Origin of the sequence: Chryseobacterium sp. MMO-72 (genome assembly GCF_037146035.1) — a bacterium.
GTDB lineage: Bacteria > Bacteroidota > Bacteroidia > Flavobacteriales > Weeksellaceae > Chryseobacterium > Chryseobacterium indicum.
The window spans coordinates 48202-66403 of sequence record NZ_JBBCWG010000017.1 but is presented as its reverse complement, the minus strand read 5'-3'; the positions used below and the strand labels follow the sequence as shown (position 1 = coordinate 66403).

Below are 18202 nucleotides of genomic sequence, written 5' to 3'. Positions count from 1 at the left end.
CTCCAATAAACAGACATTAAAATTTATCTTTGCAAAAGCAAAAAAATACAATGAAAAAACTAAAAGTAATGACGGTTGTAGGAACACGACCGGAAATCATTAGACTATCAAGAGTATTATCAGCTTTGGATGCTTCCGAAGCCGTTGAACATATTATCGTCCATACAGGTCAAAACTACGATTACGAGCTGAACCAGATCTTTTTTGAAGATCTTGGACTTCGCAAACCGGATTATTTTCTGGAAGCAGCAGGTAAAACGGCAACAGAAACAGTAGGGAATATTTTAATTAAAATAGATCCTTTGCTGGAAGAATTGCAGCCTGAAGCATTTTTGGTTTTAGGAGATACCAATTCTTGTCTTTGTGCCATTCCTGCCAAGAAAAGACAGATTCCGATTTTCCATATGGAAGCGGGAAACAGATGTTTCGATCAGCGGGTTCCGGAAGAAACCAACAGGAAAATTGTAGATCACACTGCAGATATTAATTTAACGTATTCGGATATCGCAAGAGAATATCTTTTAAGAGAAGGTCTTCCTGCAGACAGAATCATCAAAACGGGTTCTCCTATGTTTGAAGTGCTGAATCACTATCTTCCTCAGATCGAGAGTTCAGATGTTTTAAGCCGTCTGAATTTAGAAGAAGGAAAATACTTTGTGGTATCATCTCACAGAGAAGAAAATATTAATTCTGAGAAAAACTTCAACGGATTAATAGAAAGTTTAAATGCCATTGCAGAAAAATTTGGCTATCCGATCATTGTTTCTACACACCCGAGAACCAGAAACATGATCGATAAAAAGCAGGTTGAGGTAAGACCGGAAATTCAGTTCTTAAAACCGCTTGGATTCCATGATTATAATGCGTTACAGATGAGAAGTTATGCTGTTTTATCAGATTCTGGAACTATTTCAGAGGAGTCTTCTATCTTAAATTTCCGTGCTTTAAATATCAGAGATGCACACGAAAGACCGGAAGCAATGGAAGAAGCATCCGTAATGATGGTCGGTTTATCTCCGGAAAGAATCTTACAGGGATTAACGCAGCTTCAGCAGCAGAAAGTAGGAACAGAAAGAAATTACAGACCGGTTTCAGATTATTCAATGCCGAATGTTTCAGAGAAAATGGTAAGAATTATTCTGAGTTATACGGATTACGTTAACAGAGTTGTTTGGAGCAAAAAATAATGAAAAATCTCTGGATCGCAACCGAACTTTTTTATCCTGAAGAAACTTCAACTTCTTTTATACTCACAAAAATAGCAAACAGACTTTCGGAAAAGTATGATGTAAAAGTTGTTTGTGGAGATCCTGTGTATGACAAGCAAAAGAAAAGCAGTCATTTTAGTCTGGATTCCCGCGTAAATGTTCACAGAATAAAAGGATGGGGCGGAAACAAAAACAGTCTGTTGAGCAGATCTCTAAGATTTGTTTTTCTGTCTCTTTCTATCTTTTTTTATCTTTGGAAAAACGTTAAAAAGGGAGAAAAGGTTTTTATGGTTACGAATCCGGCGCCTTTAATTCTGCTTGTTTCAATCCTTAAAAGATTAAAAAAAATAGAATTAATTATTCTGGTTCATGATGTTTTTCCCGAAAATACCATTCCTGCCGGAATCATTAAATCTGAAAAGTCAGCACTATACAGAGTTCTCAGAAGTATTTTTGATAAAGCGTATTCAAAAGCTGATCTGCTGATTACATTAGGCAGAGATATGCAGCAAGTTATTGAAGCTAAAATCAGAAAATATAACCGCCATTCGAAAATTGAGATCATTGAAAACTGGGGAGATACGGAAGGTATTTATCCGCTCTTGAAAGAAGAAGTACTCAATGAGGATTCATCTTTAAAAGACAGGATCATCTTTCAGTATGCCGGAAATTTAGGAAGAGTTCAGGGATTAATTGAATTATTGCATATTATAAAAAAAGTGAAAAATAATCGTCTGGTTTTTCATTTTGTCGGAGAAGGAGCTGTTAAGAATACAATGTTGGAATATGTAGAGGAAAATAAGCTGAAGAATGTTTTCTTTGACGGAGCTTATTCAAGAGAAGATCAGCTTCAGGTATTAAATAAGGCAGATGTGTCATTTGTAAGTTTAGCGCCCAAAATGTTCGGATTGGGAGTTCCTTCAAAAACATACAATATTTTGGCTGCCGGAAAACCTGTTTTATATGTTGGAGAAAAAAACAGCGAAATAGATTTACTTTTAAGAGAAGAAAATATAGGGTATTCATTTCAGCATTTCGAAGAACAGAACATTCTGGATTTTTTTAATTCTTTCGATGAAACGTCTGTTCAAGAATTAGAAATAATGAAACAAAAAGCAAGAAAAGTAGCAGAGGAAAAATTTTCAGAAGAGATCATACTGAATAAATTTTATAATATTATTTAAATGAAAGTGCTATTTACAGGAGCCAACGGTTTTTTGGGAAAAAATGTAATTCCTTTGCTTCAGAAGAAAAATTTTGAAGTAAAGACCTTTGGAACTTCCAATGCAGATTATATATTTAATATTACAAATACCATCAATCCTTTTGAAGAAAAGTTTGATATTATTTTTCATGCCGCAGGTAAAGCTCATTCTGTTCCTAAAACTCAGGAAGAAGAAAGTGTATTTTACAAAGTAAATTTTGAAGGAACAAAAAACCTTTGTAACGCTTTGGAAGAAAATCTGCCGGAATATTTTGTTTTTATAAGCACAGTGGCAGTGTATGGAAAAGATTTCGGTGAAAATATAACTGAAGATACGCCATTGGAAGGATACACGCCTTACGCTAAAAGCAAATTGATGGCAGAGGAATTTCTTACTAAATGGAGCAAAGAAAAGAATGTAAAATTATTTATTCTCAGACCTTCTTTAATTGCAGGACCCAATCCTCCGGGTAATCTGGGAGATATGATTAAAGCGATTAAGTCAGGAAAATATTTTAATATTGCAGGAGGAACAGCAAGAAAAAGTGTATTCTGGGTGGAAGATTTTGCTGAGATAACCGTTAAAATGCTGGGAAAAGAGGGTGGAATTTATAATGTTTGTGATGATGCAAATCCTGCTTTTAAAGAAATCTCCGAAAAAATATCAGCCAAATTAAACAAGAGATCTCCGAAAAGTATTCCTTATTTTTTTGCTAAATCAATGGCTTTAGTGGGTGACTTATTGGGAAATAAAGCTCCGATTAACTCTTTGAAATTGAAAAAAATAACAGATTCTCTTACATTTTCTAATGAAAAAATAAAGAGAGAATTAAATTATAATCCTTCAAACGTAATAGAAAAATTTCAACTGTAAACTATGGAATTTTTAATCGTAACAATTCTGCTTTTTATATCTATGCTCATCTATTTTAGAATAGCAGATAAATACAATATTATAGATAAGCCTAATCACAGAAGTGCACATACACAGATCACATTGAGAGGAGGAGGAATTATTTTTCCTGTTGCTTTCATTATATTTTCTGCATTTAATTTTAATGAAGTCATAGAAAACTACTGGTCATTTGGTTTAGGATTACTGGCAATAAGTACGATCAGTTTTATAGATGATATTGTAACCCTTTCAAATAAAATAAGGCTGTCCGTTCATTTTATTTCTGTGGTTTTGCTGCTGTATTTTACTGGAGCATTTAATTTAATGCCAATTTGGGTTTGGCCCGTATTGTTTATTCTGATTATTGGAACATTGAATGCTTATAACTTTATGGATGGCATCAACGGAATGACGGGTTTATACAGTTTAGTCGGCTTATTATCATTATTTTACATTAATGAAAAAGTAATTTTATTTGCCGATGAAAATTTTATTCTTTATCCTGTTTTAGCCTGCGTCGTTTTTCTGTTCTTTAACTTCAGAAAAAAAGCAAAATGTTTTGCCGGTGATGTAGGAAGTATGGGAATCGCTTTTTGGGTAATCGGTCTTATTACCTTATTAATTATGAAAACTCAGGACTATAAATATATATTTCTTCTTTCCGTATACGGAATCGAAGTAGTTCTTACCATAATAGAAAGATTACTGCTTAAAGAAAATATATTTGAGGCACACAGAAGACATTTATACCAGCTTTTTGCCAACGAAAAAAAGGTTTCCCATCTGCTGATAAGTTTTGTTTATGCTTTGGTGCAGGCAATTATAAATTTATTTTTAATATATTCACACTGGGCAATCTGGATTATTATTCCTGTGATTTTTATTCCCGTAGGCATCATTTATCTCGGATTGAAATGGAGCTTAAAAAAACAATATCAACTATAATAAGTACTGATTCAAGAAATAAAAGTTATGAAAATAAAAGAAACTCCTTTAAAGGACTGTTATATTATAGAACCGACAATTTTCGAAGACGACAGAGGATATTTTTTCGAAAAATTCAATGAAAAGAAATTCGAGGAACTTACCGGAATGAATGGACATTTCGTGCAGGATAACATTTCTAAATCTTCTTATGGTGTTTTGAGAGGGCTTCATTTACAGAAAGGAGAACACGCACAGGCAAAACTGGTTTCCTGTCTGGAAGGGAAAGTCTGGGATGTTGCTGTAGATTTAAGAGAAGATTCTCCTACTTTCGGGAAATGGTTCGGAATCGAGCTTACCGCCGAAAATAAAACACAGCTTTACATTCCGAGAGGTTTCGGACATGGTTTTTCTGTTTTAAGTGAAACTGCTGTTTTCGCCTATAAATGTGATAATTTTTATAACAAAGAATCAGAAGGATGTGTAAAATACAATGATCCGGATCTGAATATCGACTGGAAAATCTCTGACAGTGAAGCTGTACTTTCTGAAAAGGATGAAAATGCAGCAAGCTTTAAAGAAAAGAATTTTTAATATTATGAAAGCCACTTATTGAAGTGGTTTTTATTTTTTAATACAGACTCTTCAATATTTTGTATCTTTGCAAACTCAAAATCAAAAAGATGCGTACAAAATCTGTAGGGAAGAAAAAAATAAATGTAGTAACGTTGGGTTGTTCCAAAAATGTATATGATTCTGAAGTTTTAATGAGCCAGCTTAAAGCCAATGGTAAAGAAGTGGTACATGAAGACAAAGGAGACATCGTTGTAATTAATACCTGCGGATTTATAGACAATGCAAAAGAAGAATCTATTAATACGATTCTTGATTATGTAGAAGCAAAAAACAGGGGAGAAGTTGAGAAAGTTTTTGTAACAGGATGTCTTTCTGAAAGATATAAGCCGGATCTGGTAAGAGAAATTCCGGATGTTGATCAATATTTCGGGACGAGAGATCTTCCCGTATTATTAAAACATTTAGGGGCAGATTACAAACACGAATTGGTTGGGGAAAGACTTACCACTACACCAAAACATTACGCATACTTAAAGATTTCCGAAGGCTGCGACAGACCGTGTTCATTCTGTGCAATTCCTCTCATGAGAGGAGGACACGTTTCAACTCCGATTGAAAAACTGGTTACAGAAGCACAGAAATTGGCAAAAAAAGGAACCAAAGAACTGATTTTGATTGCGCAGGATCTTACTTATTATGGTTTAGATATTTATAAAAAACGCGCGCTTGGAGACCTTTTAAAAGAATTGGTAAAAGTGGAAGGAATTGAATGGATTCGTCTTCATTATGCTTTTCCAAGCGGATTTCCGGAAGATGTTCTGGATATCATCAGAGAAGAACCGAAAGTTTGCAACTATATAGACATTCCTCTTCAGCATATCAATTCAGATTTATTAAAATCGATGAAGAGAGGGACTACTCACGAAAAAACGGATGCTCTTCTTTCAAAATTCAGAGAAAAAGTTCCGGATATGGCAATCAGAACAACGCTTATCGTTGGTTATCCCGGAGAAACTCAGGAAATTTTCAATGAGCTTAAAGACTGGGTAAGAGAACAGAGATTCGACAGACTGGGATGCTTTACGTACTCTCACGAAGAAAATACAGGAGCTTATGTATTGGAAGATGATGTTCCTCAGGAAATGAAAGAAGCAAGAGTAGAAGAAATTATGGAGATTCAGTCCCAGATTTCATGGGAGAAAAATCAGGAGAAAATTGGGAACGTGTATAAATGTATCTTCGACAGAAAGGAAGGAAATTATTTCATCGGACGAACAGAATACGATTCTCCGGACGTAGATAATACCGTTTTGGTTTCTGCAGAAAATACATATATTTCCATTGGAGATTTTGCGGAGGTAAAGATTACCTCGGCTGAAGAGTTTGATCTGTATGGAGAATTAATTTAAAATTATTCCCAATTAGTTGATTTTTTATTAAAAAAAGACGTATATTGTTCTGATTAATATAATGTTATTGATTTATTAATAAAAATTAACATTTATGAAATCGCGATTGTTAATTTTTTAATTTACTGATTATCAATATTGTTTTGTTTTTGTAAATTAAATTGTTAAAACTTTTTCATCTATTGTTATGAAAATAATTTTAAAAATATTAACTTTGCATTATAAAGAGATTTTACATAAGTATTAAGCTATCAATTAAGCTTTTATAAAATGTAAAAAAAATGTTTTTTGAAATTATATAATTAAAAATATTTTATTTTTACTAATGGATGCACACATTGGGGATGGCACCCTGATCTGAGAAACACATTTGTTAGTTAAAATGTAATTTAAAATCTTTAAAAACTTATGAAATAATTTTTATTAACAGCGACTATGTTAGTCGGATTTGTAGCAATCGCTCAGGCTCAGCAAGGAAGAGTGGGGATTAATACAACTACTCCCGCTGCTACTTTAGATGTTGTCGGTACTCCTACTGACGCAACTAAGCCGGACGCATTATTGGTCCCTCGTTTGACAAGAGGTCAGTTACAGGCAAAAGATGCTGTGTATACTGCAACACAGAACGGGGCATTGGCATTTGTTTCCTCAATTGCTGATGGTGCTGCTTCTGGAAAAGCAGTAAATATTACTGCCACTGGATTCTACTACTATGATGCAACAAACTCAGTTTGGGTTGCCGTAGGTGGAGGAGGTTCTGCTACTGATACAAGTATTTATCTTAATGATGGTACTTTAGCAGGAAATAGAACTGTAACACAAAACAACAATAATTTAACTTTTTCTACGGGAACAGCAAAAACAATCGTGAATGGTAATTTCCAGACACAGGGTGCTGTATATGCTACCAGTGTAAGAACATATTCAGGTTCTTCTAACGTAGACTGGAATTCTAGTGACTATTTAGTTATTATTACAAATAATGCTATTACCGGACAGCTTGCATTACCAAGCCCGACAGGAGCAAATACTGGTAGAGTTCTTATGATTAGAAACAATACGGGAGGGGCTGTAGCTCCTACAAATGCAAATGGTATTGCATGGCCTTTGAACTTTCCTAACTTAGCCGGAGGTTCTGCTGCTATGTTTATTTCAGATGGAACTAACTGGTGGAACAGTGCAAGTAGATAATACATTAATATTTAATAAAACAAAGCAATGAAAAATATATTTAGAGCCTTATTAGGAATTTCCCTTACGGTATTGAGTGTTAACTCTGCATCTGCTCAGGTAGCTAGTAATGGTATCGTAGCTAATAATATTACTGGAGAAAATCCATTCTTTGATGCTTCTTCTAATTTCGATACAGCATCTACAGGTACTGCCAATAATGTTGGAAAAGGATTGTATTTTCCAACGACTAACTTGGTAACATGGACATTTAAAACAACAAATTTAGATGGTGTAACTTTCCCAACTGCTTTTGATGGTATGATTGTTTACAATAGCGGTACAGGTAATACTGTTTCAGGACAAGGTGTTCAGGTAGCTGTAACTCCTGGGTTTTATTACTTCTCTAATCCTGGTCAGTCTACAAGTATTGCTAATGGAAGATGGTTGCCATTAGGTGCTGCTTCTGCGAAATTTAATGCTGTGAATAACGCTTTAGCAGGTGTTGCAACAAACACATTGGTAGATGGTAATCCTGTTTATGCATATAAAGGACAGTTTACTACAACAGGAAGTTCAACAGCAGTAACTTTAGCTGTTCCAACAGGTCTTACTTCAATGTACGGAATTACAATCTTTAAAAAGGCTTCTACCGGAAATAAAATAGTTTTCTCTAAAGAATTATATTCTTATGATTCAACAACCGGTGCGGCAGTTACAGGTTCTCCAAGCATGTCTGTTGTTTATCCTGCAGATACTTATGACTATATTATTGAATATTTCAAATAATATTTTAAAAATATCTATATACAAAACCAATGAGACTTCTCATTGGTTTTTTTATTGATGAATTTGTTTAAATTTTTTATTAATCTTAAGTCTTAAAAACGCAGTAAAGTCAAAGATTTTTAATAAGGATTCAATCTTAATTTCATCGTAGATAAAATCTTTGCAGCTTAAGAGGAGAACGTATTTAATGAATATTTTGCGCCTTTGCGATGTTTATAGTTTAAATAATCAGAATGCTTTAAAATGTTTTTTGATTAAAGGATTTTTAAAAATCAAATGCTAAATATTATTATCCTGAATTCATACTAATTCATATTGATTGTAGGTCAGTATAACCGTGAGATCATCCAATTGATTTAAAATTTATTTGTTGGAAAACAAATGCTAAAATTCATTAACTTATTGATTGGTAGATGAATAATTATGTTAAAAAAATCTTAATCTTAATTATTTAGTTAAAATTGTTAACTTTTGCTTTTGTTTTTTAACACTTTTTAACACTGTGCCTTAAGTAGCCTGTTTATAGGGCGTTAAGAAAAATATTAACATAAAATTTTACTTTCATTAACACTTGTTAACAAATAAAGTAGGCACTTTAAAAGATTCCTTATAGATTTGCCCCTGTCAAAACCAATAAAATTTCAAAATGATGAAAAGATTCATTCTCGTAATCATAATGATGATTTCAACCCTTGGTATTTATTCTTTCAAAATGAATGCCATAGATGCGAAAAAAACAAGTTATGCATCGTACTACCACGATAAATTTAACGGTAGAAAAACAGCAAGCGGAGAGATCTTTGATAATGCAAAGTTCACCGCAGCCAACAGAACGCTTCCATTTGGAACAAACATTAAGGTAACCAACCTTAATAATGGTAAAGAGGTAATAGTGAAAGTAAATGATAGAGGACCTTACCATTCATCAAGAGCTTTAGATATGTCTAAGGCAGCGTTCGATGAAATCGGAGATACCGGCAGAGGTACAATTCCGGTGGAATATGAAATTGTCGACTAAAATTTATGATTTAAATTTTAAAAAGCCAACTGATTCAGTTGGCTTTTTGCTTTGTTTTAAAGGCTTAATTCTACCAGCGCAGGACAATGGTCAGAATGTACGGCTTCCTTCAAAATAACGGCTCTGGAGAGCTTATCTTTTAAACTGTAGGAAGTGAAATTATAATCCAGTCTCCATCCCTTATTTCTTTCCCGGGAATTTTGTCTGTAACTCCACCATGTATAATGGTCGGGTTCATTATTAAAAAACCTGAAACTGTCGATCAGTTCACATTCATTGATGAAATTTGTCATCCATTCTCTTTCCATCGGTAAAAAACCGGAAACATTTTGTAAACCTTTCGGATTATGAATGTCTATTGCTTCATGACAGATATTAAAATCTCCTGAAATAATAAGATTCGGAATTTCTTTCTTTAAATTTTTAACGTACTCTAAAAAATCATGGCAAAACTGCATTTTAAAATCCAGCCGTTCGATGTTTGAAGCAGAAGGAACATATACAGAAATGGCAGAGAATCCATCAAAATCTGCACGGATGATTCTTCCCTCATTATCATAGCTTTCAATACCGCAGCCGTATTCTACATGATTGGGCTTTATTTTAGACGCAATTCCGACGCCACTGTAGCCTTTTCTTACTGCGGAATGCCAGTAACTGTGATATCCCAGTTTTTCGAGACTTTCAATATCGATCTGGTCGTTTCCTGCTTTACTCTCCTGAATGCAGATAATATCCGGATCAGCCGTTTTCAGCCAGCCTAAAAAATCTTTCGTAAAAGCAGCACGGATTCCGTTGACGTTATAAGTGATTAATTTCATAATTCAAAAGTATTAATAAAAAAGAAGCGGAAAAAATCTTTGATTTTTTCCGCCCCTCTCTTCACCCGAAGTCAAACTATGAAAAACTACTTGGGTTCCAAAATACTGAATGGAATGATACACTCTTCCAGTGAAATCCCTCCATGCTGGTACGTTTCTTTATAATAATTCACAAAGTGATTGTAATTCTTTGGATAAGCAAGGAAAATATTATTCTTCGCAAAAATATATTTAGAACTTAAATTTCCTTTCGGCAAAAACAGCTTTTCAGGATTCGTAATTGCCCAAACATCACTGTCGTCATACGTTAAGCTCTTTCCGGTCTTGTAACGAATATTCGTGGAAGTTTCTCTGTCTCCTACAACTTTACTCGGTTTTTTAACATAAACCGTTCCGTGATCCGTAGTAATCACCAGTTTGAAACCGTTTTCTGCGGCAACTTTAATAATTTTCAATAAAGAAGAATTTTCAAACCAGTTCAACGTTAAAGACCTGAAGGTCTTATCATCACGGATCAGCTGATCTACAATATGATTATCCGTTTTCGCATGAGAAAGAATATCAATAAAATTATAAACAATTACCAACAGATCATTGTTTTTGTGCTGATTAAAATCGTCGTAAATTTTTCTTTCGAAATCAGCATTCAGAACTTTCAGATACTTCATGGATTTTGAGCTCAGACCGATCCTTTTCATTTGATCTTCTAAGAAATCACGCTCAAATTCGTTTTTATTTCCTTCTTCATTGTCGTTAAACCATTTGTCAGGAAAACGTTTTTCAATCTCTGAAGGCATTAAACCTGCAAAAAAAGAATTTCTTGCATACTGGGTTGCAGTCGGAAGAATACTGTAATAATAATCCTCAGAAACCTTGTTGTAATACTTCGTAAATAAAGGTTCAATAACTTTCCACTGGTCATAACGAAGATTATCAACCATCAGAAGCAAAACCTTATCTTTTTCAACCTCAGGTTTCACTTTATCCTTGAAAAGCGTATGGCTCATGATCGGTTTATCCGAATCGTGAAGCCAGTCTTCATAATTCTTTTCAATAAATTTGGCAAACTGAATATTGGCTTCCTCTTTTTGTGACTGAAGAAGATCCGCAAACTCATTATCCGTTACTTTATCAAATTTAATTTCCCAGTTAAGGATTTTCTTATAATATTCCGCCCAATCCTGATACGTTCTTAAATAAGAAAGCTCCATCGAAAGATTTCTGAATTCCTGCTGATACTGCAGAATCGTTTTCTGCTCCACAAGATTATCCTGCTGAAGATTTTTCTTTAATGACAGTAAAATCTGGTTAGGATTTACCGGCTTCAGGATGTAATCTGCAATCTGCGATCCGATTGCCTCCTCCATAATATGCTCTTCCTCACTTTTCGTTACCATAACGATTTTCAGCGAGTTGTCCTTATCCTTAATCATCGGAATCGCTTCAAGGCCTGAAATTCCGGGCATATTCTCATCAATCAGCGTCAGTGCAAACTTCTCCGAGTCCATGAGTTCAAGAGCCTCATTAACATTATTAACGGGAGTTACCTGATATCCCTTTTTTTCAAGAAAAACGATGTGTGGTTTAAGTAGATCTATTTCATCATCTATCCATAATATCTTTTCCGACATAATTATTTTTTTACATGGTTATTGTATCAAATTGCTGACCAATTAATTCTAAAATCTGCCAAAATCCGCAGACGTAAAGTTAAATATAAGTTAAATGAAATAACGGAATAATTACGTTTTTCTTTTATTTAATTTCCACTTTTTAAATATTCCAGAGCTCTTTCCAGAATTTCGTCTTTTCCATGCTGTATTCCTTTCACTGTAGGACGTACGATAATGTCCGGAATAATCCCGATTCGCTGCGTTTCTCTTCCGTCCGGATAATACGCTCCCAAACCCGTAAAACACGTTTTAAGACCGGCAATATTAAATGAAATGACATCACCATTTGCTCCCGAAGTGTATCCTCCGATTACTTTTGCTTTCGGATGCTGCTTAAGCATCATTACGGTTGTTTCAGCCTGACTTTGCGTAACCTCATTCACCAGAATGACCACATTTCCTTTATAATAATCCGGATTATTTCTTCCGATGTTGTTTTTGCGGCGGTAAAATTTGCTTAAATAATTGGTTTCTGGAAAAATAAATTCATAATAAATTTTATTTTCAGGAAGCAACAGTCTGCTCAACGGCAAAATCGTCATATTCGGATAATTTCTGGAATCGAAAATGATCGATTCTGTATTTTTCAGATTTTCGAACATATCATTCAGATCAGATCTTTTGATTAATCCCATGTTCACATAACCCATCTTTTTTTCATCATCGAGAAACTTCCATTTTTCAGGAACCGTAGGATTTTCGCGAATAATTTCTTTCTGAAAATATGTTTTTACTTTTATGGCTAAATTAATTCCGTCCCTTTCAATTTTAAGCCCGAGAGAATCTTTATTGGTGTACAGAAAAAGATATTTCGACTTATTGATCTTTCCCCATGAATTCGAAGCCGGAAGATATTTCCCAAACGAATTAATTTTCTGCGGAATCGTTAATCCTTCAACATCGTAGATCACATCACCAATTTTGAGCGGATTTTCTTCATTAAAAATAGTCGGATATATTTTTGTTACAACCAGCTTTCCTTCCGCATAAGAATACTGTACCGGAACATTTTTTCTTCCGTATTGGTTTAAACTAGTCAGCCTTGAAAATAAATAAGCGTGCGAATCATCCGTTTTGGTCACAAGTTCCGCTAAAGCTAAATGATAGCTTTCATCATTATCAACAGCAAGAAATTTTGGAATCATTTCCCGTAAAACATCATTCCAGTTCTGATCGGTTTTGTATTTGTATGCAAAAAAATATTCTGCATAATTCCAGTATCTGAAGAATTCCAAAAGAGCAATTTGTTTTGAAGTAAATTTCGAGCCGTAAGAATTTTCATTCCTGAAATAAACCTTTCTTCCGTTTAACCCGAAATAATAATTTTCACCGGTATTCCTGTTGTTCTCAATAAATTTCAGCTTTTCACGTACATTTTCAGAAAAAATACGCTGATCATCCATCCATCCGAGATCAAAATTTTTTAAGAAATAAACTTTATCGTTATCATTTACACAATTTTTACAAACTTCAGTTTTTCCGAGACTTTCAATCCAGTTAGAATACAATTCATTCAATTGATCTTTATTGTTAATATTTTCAAGTTCATCAATTTTCTGAAATAATTGTTGATCCCAGTTGAACTGTCCTTTCGATACATTCGGATGATAATATTTTAAAAATCCCCATACTTTACATAACGATTCAAGCTTTTGGGTTTCCGATAAAGTCTGCGCCGAAAAATGTAAGTTTAAAAATAAGATAATGAAAAGGGAGAATTTTCTCATGAAAAGGTTATTCAATCAAAGATAGCTTTTAAACACAAACAGCACAACTATTTATTCAAAGAAGATTTTATCCAGCCTTTGCTGAGTGAAACGCCTTTCCGAACGAAAATATGCAGCACAACTGTAAAAAAAATCTTTGCGGACTTTGTGTTAAAAACAAATTCAACAAAGAAAGTTACTTTTAAAACAACAAACAGTTTAATGAAAATTAATTACCTCTAAAATATAAAATTCCTAAATTTGTTTGCAAATACAGACGTTTTCAATGCAGAACAAGCTAAAAATCATCAATGATCCCGTTCACGGATTCATCAAAATTCCCCATGAAATTTTATTCGACATCATAGAGCATCCTTACTTCCAGAGATTAAGAAGGATAGGACAGACGGGACTTTTGAACCTCATTTTTCCGGGCGCGACACATACAAGATTTCATCATGCTTTAGGGGCCATGCATTTGATGTTTATGGCTTTGGAAACCTTGAAGCAGAAAGGCGTGAAAATTTCAGAAGAGGAAGAAAAAGGGGCAATGTTGGCGATTTTAATGCATGATATTGGTCATGGTCCGTTTTCCCACGCTCTGGAAAGTATGCTGATGGACGATTGGCATCACGAAAAATTATCTTTATTACTCATGAATCGCCTGAATGATGAATTTAACGGAGAATTATCCTGCGCTATCGAAATGTTTCAGGGAAAATACCACCGAAAGTTTTTTAACCAGCTTATTTCTTCACAACTCGATGTCGATCGTTTGGATTATCTGAAACGGGACAGCTTTTTTACGGGAGTTTCCGAAGGAAGCATCAATACACAAAGAATCATCTCCATGATGAACGTCTGTGATGAAGGTGAGCTGGTAATTGATGCAAAAGGCGTTTATTCTATTGAGAATTTCCTCACAGCCAGAATGTTCATGTATTGGCAGGTGTATTATCATAAAACATCCGCTCTGGCAGAATTTCTTTTGGTTAAAATTCTGGAAAGAGCCAAGCTTCTGGTTTCACAGGGAATCGATTTGCCGGCAACTGAAAACCTCAAATATTTTCTGCATCGCGGAAAAAGTGCAGCCACGGATGAAGATGTGGAACGTTTTACACAGCTTGATGATAATGATATTATTCAGGCAATGAAAAACTGGCAGAATGCAGAGGATATGATTCTCTCGTATTGGTGTAAATGTGTGATCCAGAGAAACCTTCCGAAAACCATTATTTCATCTCATCCTTTTGAGCCGGGTTTTATTGAAGAAAAAATAAAGAATGTGAATGAATTTTTCGGAATCGATAATGGGAGCGAACTGGTACACGAAATAAAAAGAAAACTCCTTCCTTACGATACCGAAAAACAGCCGATTTATCTGTTGCAGAAAAACGGTAAAAAAATCCGTCTTGACGAATCGGAAGACCAGCTTTTATCGGGCTTGATGGTAAACAAAACCACAAGGTATATTCTTACATTTCCAAGAAATATTTCACACATTATTTCTTAAAGAATATTAAAATTCACGTTCCGAAAACTAAAAAATGTTTGCGAATTACAGAATTTCTTATCTTTGCAGAATATGGAATTTACAGCTTCGCAAATTGCAAGTTTTATCGACGGAAAAATAATAGGTGACGAGAATGCACTTATTACTGGAGTTTCGCCCATAGAAAGCGGGGAAACAGGACATCTTTCTTTCATCGCGCAGGATAGATTTTCGCATTATTTAGAGACTTCAAAATGTTCCGTTATCATTGTTTCGGAAAAGCTTATCTCAAAAGATTCTTACCTTCCTACTGTTATTGCAGTAAAGGATGCTTATCTTTCTTTTCAGGTTCTCATGAATTTATATCAGGAAATGCAGGGAAGAAGAAAAGGAATCGAAAATGGTTCATCCATTCATGAAACTGCCGTAATCGGAGAAGATGTGTATATCGGAGCTTTTACCTACGTTTCAGAAAAGGCAAAAGTGGGAGAGGGAAGCCAGATTTATCCGCAGGTTTACATCGGAAAAGGGGTGAAGATCGGGAAAAACTGTAAAATTGACAGTGGAGCGAGAATTTACGATTACTGCATCATCGGAGACAATTGTGTTATTCATTCCAATACCGTAATCGGAGGAGACGGTTTCGGATTTCAGCCGACTCCGGACGGATTCAAAAAAATTCCGCAGTTAGGAAACGTTATCATTGAAGACGATGTGGAAATTGGTTCCAACTGCAGTATAGACAGAGCAACCATTGGTTCTACCGTAATCGGAAAAGGTACTAAAATTGATAACCTGATCCAGATCGCACACAACGTAAAAATCGGAAAAAACAATGTAATTGCCGCACAAGCCGGAATTGCAGGATCTACAACCATCGGAGACTGGAACCAGATTGGAGGTCAGGTAGGTGTTGTAGGACACATCAAAATAGGAAATCAGGTGAAAATACAGGCTCAGAGTGGCGTAAATTCCAGCGTAAACGACAGAGAAACCATCTACGGTTCTCCGGCGATCAGCTACAACGACTACCTTAGAAGTTATGTACATTTCAGAAACTTACCTGAAGTGGTAAAAAGAATAAATAATCTCGAGAATAACTCAAAAGATTAAACTAATGAGTGATATGCAAAAAACACTTCAGCAGGAAGTGACACTTTCCGGAATCGGACTTCATACTGGTAAAGAAGTAAAATTAACCATGAAACCTGCAAAAGAAAATACAGGTTTCGTATTCGTAAGAACAGATTTGGAAGGGCATCCTCAGGTCGAAGCAGACGTTAATTACGTTGTGGCTACAGAAAGAGGAACAACATTAGAAAAACTGGGAGTAAAGATCACAACTTGCGAGCACCTTTTAGCGGCTTTGGTAGGATGTGATATTGATAATGCCTTTCTTGAAATGGATGCTTCCGAACCGCCGATCTTAGACGGTTCTTCAAAATTCTTTGTAGAAGCAATCGAAAGCGTAGGAGTAGTGGAGCAAAATATAGCAAGAGAATATCTTGTGGTAAAAGAAGTTCTTACCTACAGCGATCCGGCTACAGGATCAGAGATCACTATTATTCCTTCAGATACCTATGAAGTAACAACAATGGTAGATTTCGGGACCAAAGTTTTAGGAACTCAAAATGCTACGCTTAAAAATATTTCTGAATTTAAAGAAGAAATTTCATCCGCAAGAACATTCAGCTTCTTACACGAACTGGAAATGCTTTTGGATCACGGTTTGATCAAAGGCGGAGATATTTCAAATGCGATTGTTTATGTAGATAAAGATCTTACACCGGAAACTACAGAAAAACTAAAGAAAGCCTTTGGTAAAGATAACGTATCGATAAGACCAAACGGAATTCTTGATAATTTGAACTTAAATTATCCTAACGAAGCCGCAAGACACAAATTACTCGATGTGATCGGTGATCTGGCTTTGGCAGGAGTGAAAATAAAAGGGAAAGTAATTGCCAACAAACCGGGACATTACGTAAACACACAGTTTGCAAAAAAACTGAACCGTCAGTGGAAACTGCAGAAAAAGAAAAATGTTCCTGATTTTGATTTAACAAAAGAACCGGTTTTCGATATCAACGGAATCATGAGACTGATGCCTCACAGACCACCGTTCTTATTGATTGATAAAATTCTTGAGCTTTCAGATTCTCACGTTGTAGGTCTTAAAAATGTTACAATGAACGAACCTTTCTTCGTTGGACATTTTCCGAAAGAGCCTGTAATGCCGGGAGTTTTACAGGTAGAAGCTTTGGCACAGACCGGAGGAATTCTTGTTTTGGCAAGCGTTCCGGATCCTGAAAATTACTCTACGTACTTTATTAAAATAGATAAAGTAAAATTCAAGAGAAAAGTAATTCCGGGAGATACGCTCATCTTCAAGATTGAATTGATAGAGCCTATCAGAAGAGGAATTGTTCATATGCAGGGTTATGGTTATGTAGGAGATACGGTAGCGGTAGAAGCAGAACTTATGGCCCAAGTTGCAAAAAATAAAGTTGATTAAATGATTCATCAGTTAGCAGCCGTAGATAAACGTGCGAAAATCAGCAAAAATGTAATCGTAGAGCCTTTTACTACAATTGCAGGGGACGTGGAAATTGGGGAAGGAACATGGATTGGTCCCAATGTTACCATCATGGATGGTGCAAGAATCGGTAAAAATTGCAGAATTTTTCCGGGAACGGTAATTTCTGCGATTCCTCAGGATTTGAAATTTGATGGTGAAGATACGCAGGTCATTATCGGCGATGAAACAACGATCAGAGAATGTGTAACGGTAAACAGAGGAACAAAAGCCCTAGGTTTTACCAAAATCGGGAAAAACTGTCTTATTATGGCAACTTCCCACATTGCTCATGATTGCGTAATCGGAGATCATGTGATCATCGTAAACGGTTGTGGTATTGCAGGTCATGTGGAAATCGGAGATTATACTGTAATGGGTGGTTTATCTGCTGTTCATCAGTTCGGAAAAATCGGAAAACATGTAATGATTTCGGGAGGAACTCTGGTAAGAAAAGATATTCCGCCTTATGTAAAAGTGGCAAGAGAACCGATGTCTTATGCAGGAATTAATTCCGTAGGTTTAAGAAGAAGAGGATTTACCAACGAAAAAATCTTTGAAATTCAGAAAATTTACAGAGCGATCTTCCAGATGAAGATGAATGTTTCCCAAGCGTTACTTTACATCGAAAAAGAGATGCTTCCGACGGCTGAAAGAGATGAAATCCTTCAGTTTATCCAAAACTCTCCTCGAGGGATCGTAAAAGGATACGGAACAGGGAAGGAAAGAGAATAATAAAGAA

The 18202-nt window shown here is 35.2% G+C and carries 16 protein-coding genes; 13 read left to right on the top strand and 3 right to left on the bottom strand.

Features of this window, described 5'->3' with window-relative positions:
* Positions 1-50: 50 nt before the first annotated feature.
* The 9 genes from wecB (at position 51) to WFH39_RS18705 (ending at position 9193) form a co-directional block, all read left to right on the top strand.
* Entirely contained in the window at positions 51-1187 is a 1137-nt protein-coding gene (wecB, locus tag WFH39_RS18745) for a non-hydrolyzing UDP-N-acetylglucosamine 2-epimerase (protein ID WP_076395622.1), read from the top strand.
* Positions 1187-2392, top strand: coding sequence for a glycosyltransferase family 4 protein (locus tag WFH39_RS18740; RefSeq protein WP_336690990.1), 1206 nt, complete (start codon positions 1187-1189; stop codon positions 2390-2392). The genes wecB and WFH39_RS18740 overlap by 1 nt, the downstream gene beginning before the upstream one ends.
* Complete coding sequence (locus WFH39_RS18735; protein WP_336690989.1) at positions 2393-3286, top strand: NAD-dependent epimerase/dehydratase family protein; 894 nt, start codon at positions 2393-2395, stop codon at positions 3284-3286.
* 3 nt (positions 3287-3289) lie between these two features.
* On the top strand, positions 3290-4252 hold the full coding sequence (locus WFH39_RS18730; RefSeq protein WP_336690988.1) for an MraY family glycosyltransferase: 963 nt from the start codon (positions 3290-3292) through the stop codon (positions 4250-4252).
* A 27-nt stretch (positions 4253-4279) separates the two neighbouring features.
* Positions 4280-4825 carry a dTDP-4-dehydrorhamnose 3,5-epimerase gene (rfbC, locus tag WFH39_RS18725; RefSeq protein ID WP_336690987.1) on the top strand — a complete coding sequence of 182 codons (546 nt, stop codon included), beginning with the start codon at positions 4280-4282 and terminating at the stop codon, positions 4823-4825.
* An 89-nt stretch (positions 4826-4914) separates the two neighbouring features.
* The gene (gene rimO, locus WFH39_RS18720) at positions 4915-6216 is read left to right on the top strand and encodes a 30S ribosomal protein S12 methylthiotransferase RimO (protein WP_336690986.1); all 1302 of its coding nucleotides are present in this window, start codon (positions 4915-4917) and stop codon (positions 6214-6216) included.
* Positions 6217-6651: 435 nt separating this feature from the next.
* Positions 6652-7407: a hypothetical protein gene (locus WFH39_RS18715; protein ID WP_336690985.1), complete on the top strand. Its 756-nt coding sequence runs from the start codon at positions 6652-6654 to the stop codon at positions 7405-7407.
* A gap of 27 nt (positions 7408-7434) precedes the next feature.
* Positions 7435-8175, top strand: a complete 741-nt coding sequence (locus WFH39_RS18710; RefSeq protein WP_336690984.1) for a hypothetical protein — start codon at positions 7435-7437, stop codon at positions 8173-8175.
* 646 nt (positions 8176-8821) lie between these two features.
* The gene (locus tag WFH39_RS18705) at positions 8822-9193 is read left to right on the top strand and encodes a septal ring lytic transglycosylase RlpA family protein (RefSeq protein WP_214590622.1); all 372 of its coding nucleotides are present in this window, start codon (positions 8822-8824) and stop codon (positions 9191-9193) included.
* A gap of 56 nt (positions 9194-9249) precedes the next feature.
* On the opposite strand, the gene WFH39_RS18700 is transcribed toward WFH39_RS18705, so the two are convergent.
* The 3 genes from WFH39_RS18700 to WFH39_RS18690 all read right to left on the bottom strand — a co-directional run bounded on the left by WFH39_RS18700 (position 9250) and on the right by WFH39_RS18690 (position 13414).
* The gene (locus WFH39_RS18700; RefSeq protein WP_336690983.1) at positions 9250-10014 is read right to left on the bottom strand and encodes an exodeoxyribonuclease III; all 765 of its coding nucleotides are present in this window, start codon (positions 10012-10014) and stop codon (positions 9250-9252) included.
* Between the two features lie 86 nt (positions 10015-10100).
* A complete protein-coding gene (porX, locus tag WFH39_RS18695) occupies positions 10101-11645 on the bottom strand; it encodes a T9SS response regulator signal transducer PorX (RefSeq protein WP_214590620.1) in 1545 nt (514 codons plus the stop codon).
* Between the two features lie 128 nt (positions 11646-11773).
* The gene (locus WFH39_RS18690; RefSeq protein ID WP_336690982.1) at positions 11774-13414 is read right to left on the bottom strand and encodes a S41 family peptidase; all 1641 of its coding nucleotides are present in this window, start codon (positions 13412-13414) and stop codon (positions 11774-11776) included.
* A gap of 265 nt (positions 13415-13679) precedes the next feature.
* Between WFH39_RS18690 and WFH39_RS18685 the strand changes: the two genes are divergently transcribed.
* The 4 genes from WFH39_RS18685 (at position 13680) to lpxA (ending at position 18195) form a co-directional block, all read left to right on the top strand.
* On the top strand, positions 13680-14906 hold the full coding sequence (locus WFH39_RS18685; protein WP_235129865.1) for an HD domain-containing protein: 1227 nt from the start codon (positions 13680-13682) through the stop codon (positions 14904-14906).
* Between the two features lie 72 nt (positions 14907-14978).
* Entirely contained in the window at positions 14979-15998 is a 1020-nt protein-coding gene (lpxD, locus tag WFH39_RS18680) for a UDP-3-O-(3-hydroxymyristoyl)glucosamine N-acyltransferase (RefSeq protein ID WP_185204981.1), read from the top strand.
* Between the two features lie 4 nt (positions 15999-16002).
* Entirely contained in the window at positions 16003-17400 is a 1398-nt protein-coding gene (locus WFH39_RS18675) for a bifunctional UDP-3-O-[3-hydroxymyristoyl] N-acetylglucosamine deacetylase/3-hydroxyacyl-ACP dehydratase (RefSeq protein WP_336690981.1), read from the top strand.
* Positions 17401-18195, top strand: a complete 795-nt coding sequence (lpxA, locus tag WFH39_RS18670) for an acyl-ACP--UDP-N-acetylglucosamine O-acyltransferase (RefSeq protein WP_076395592.1) — start codon at positions 17401-17403, stop codon at positions 18193-18195.
* Positions 18196-18202 lie beyond the last annotated feature (7 nt).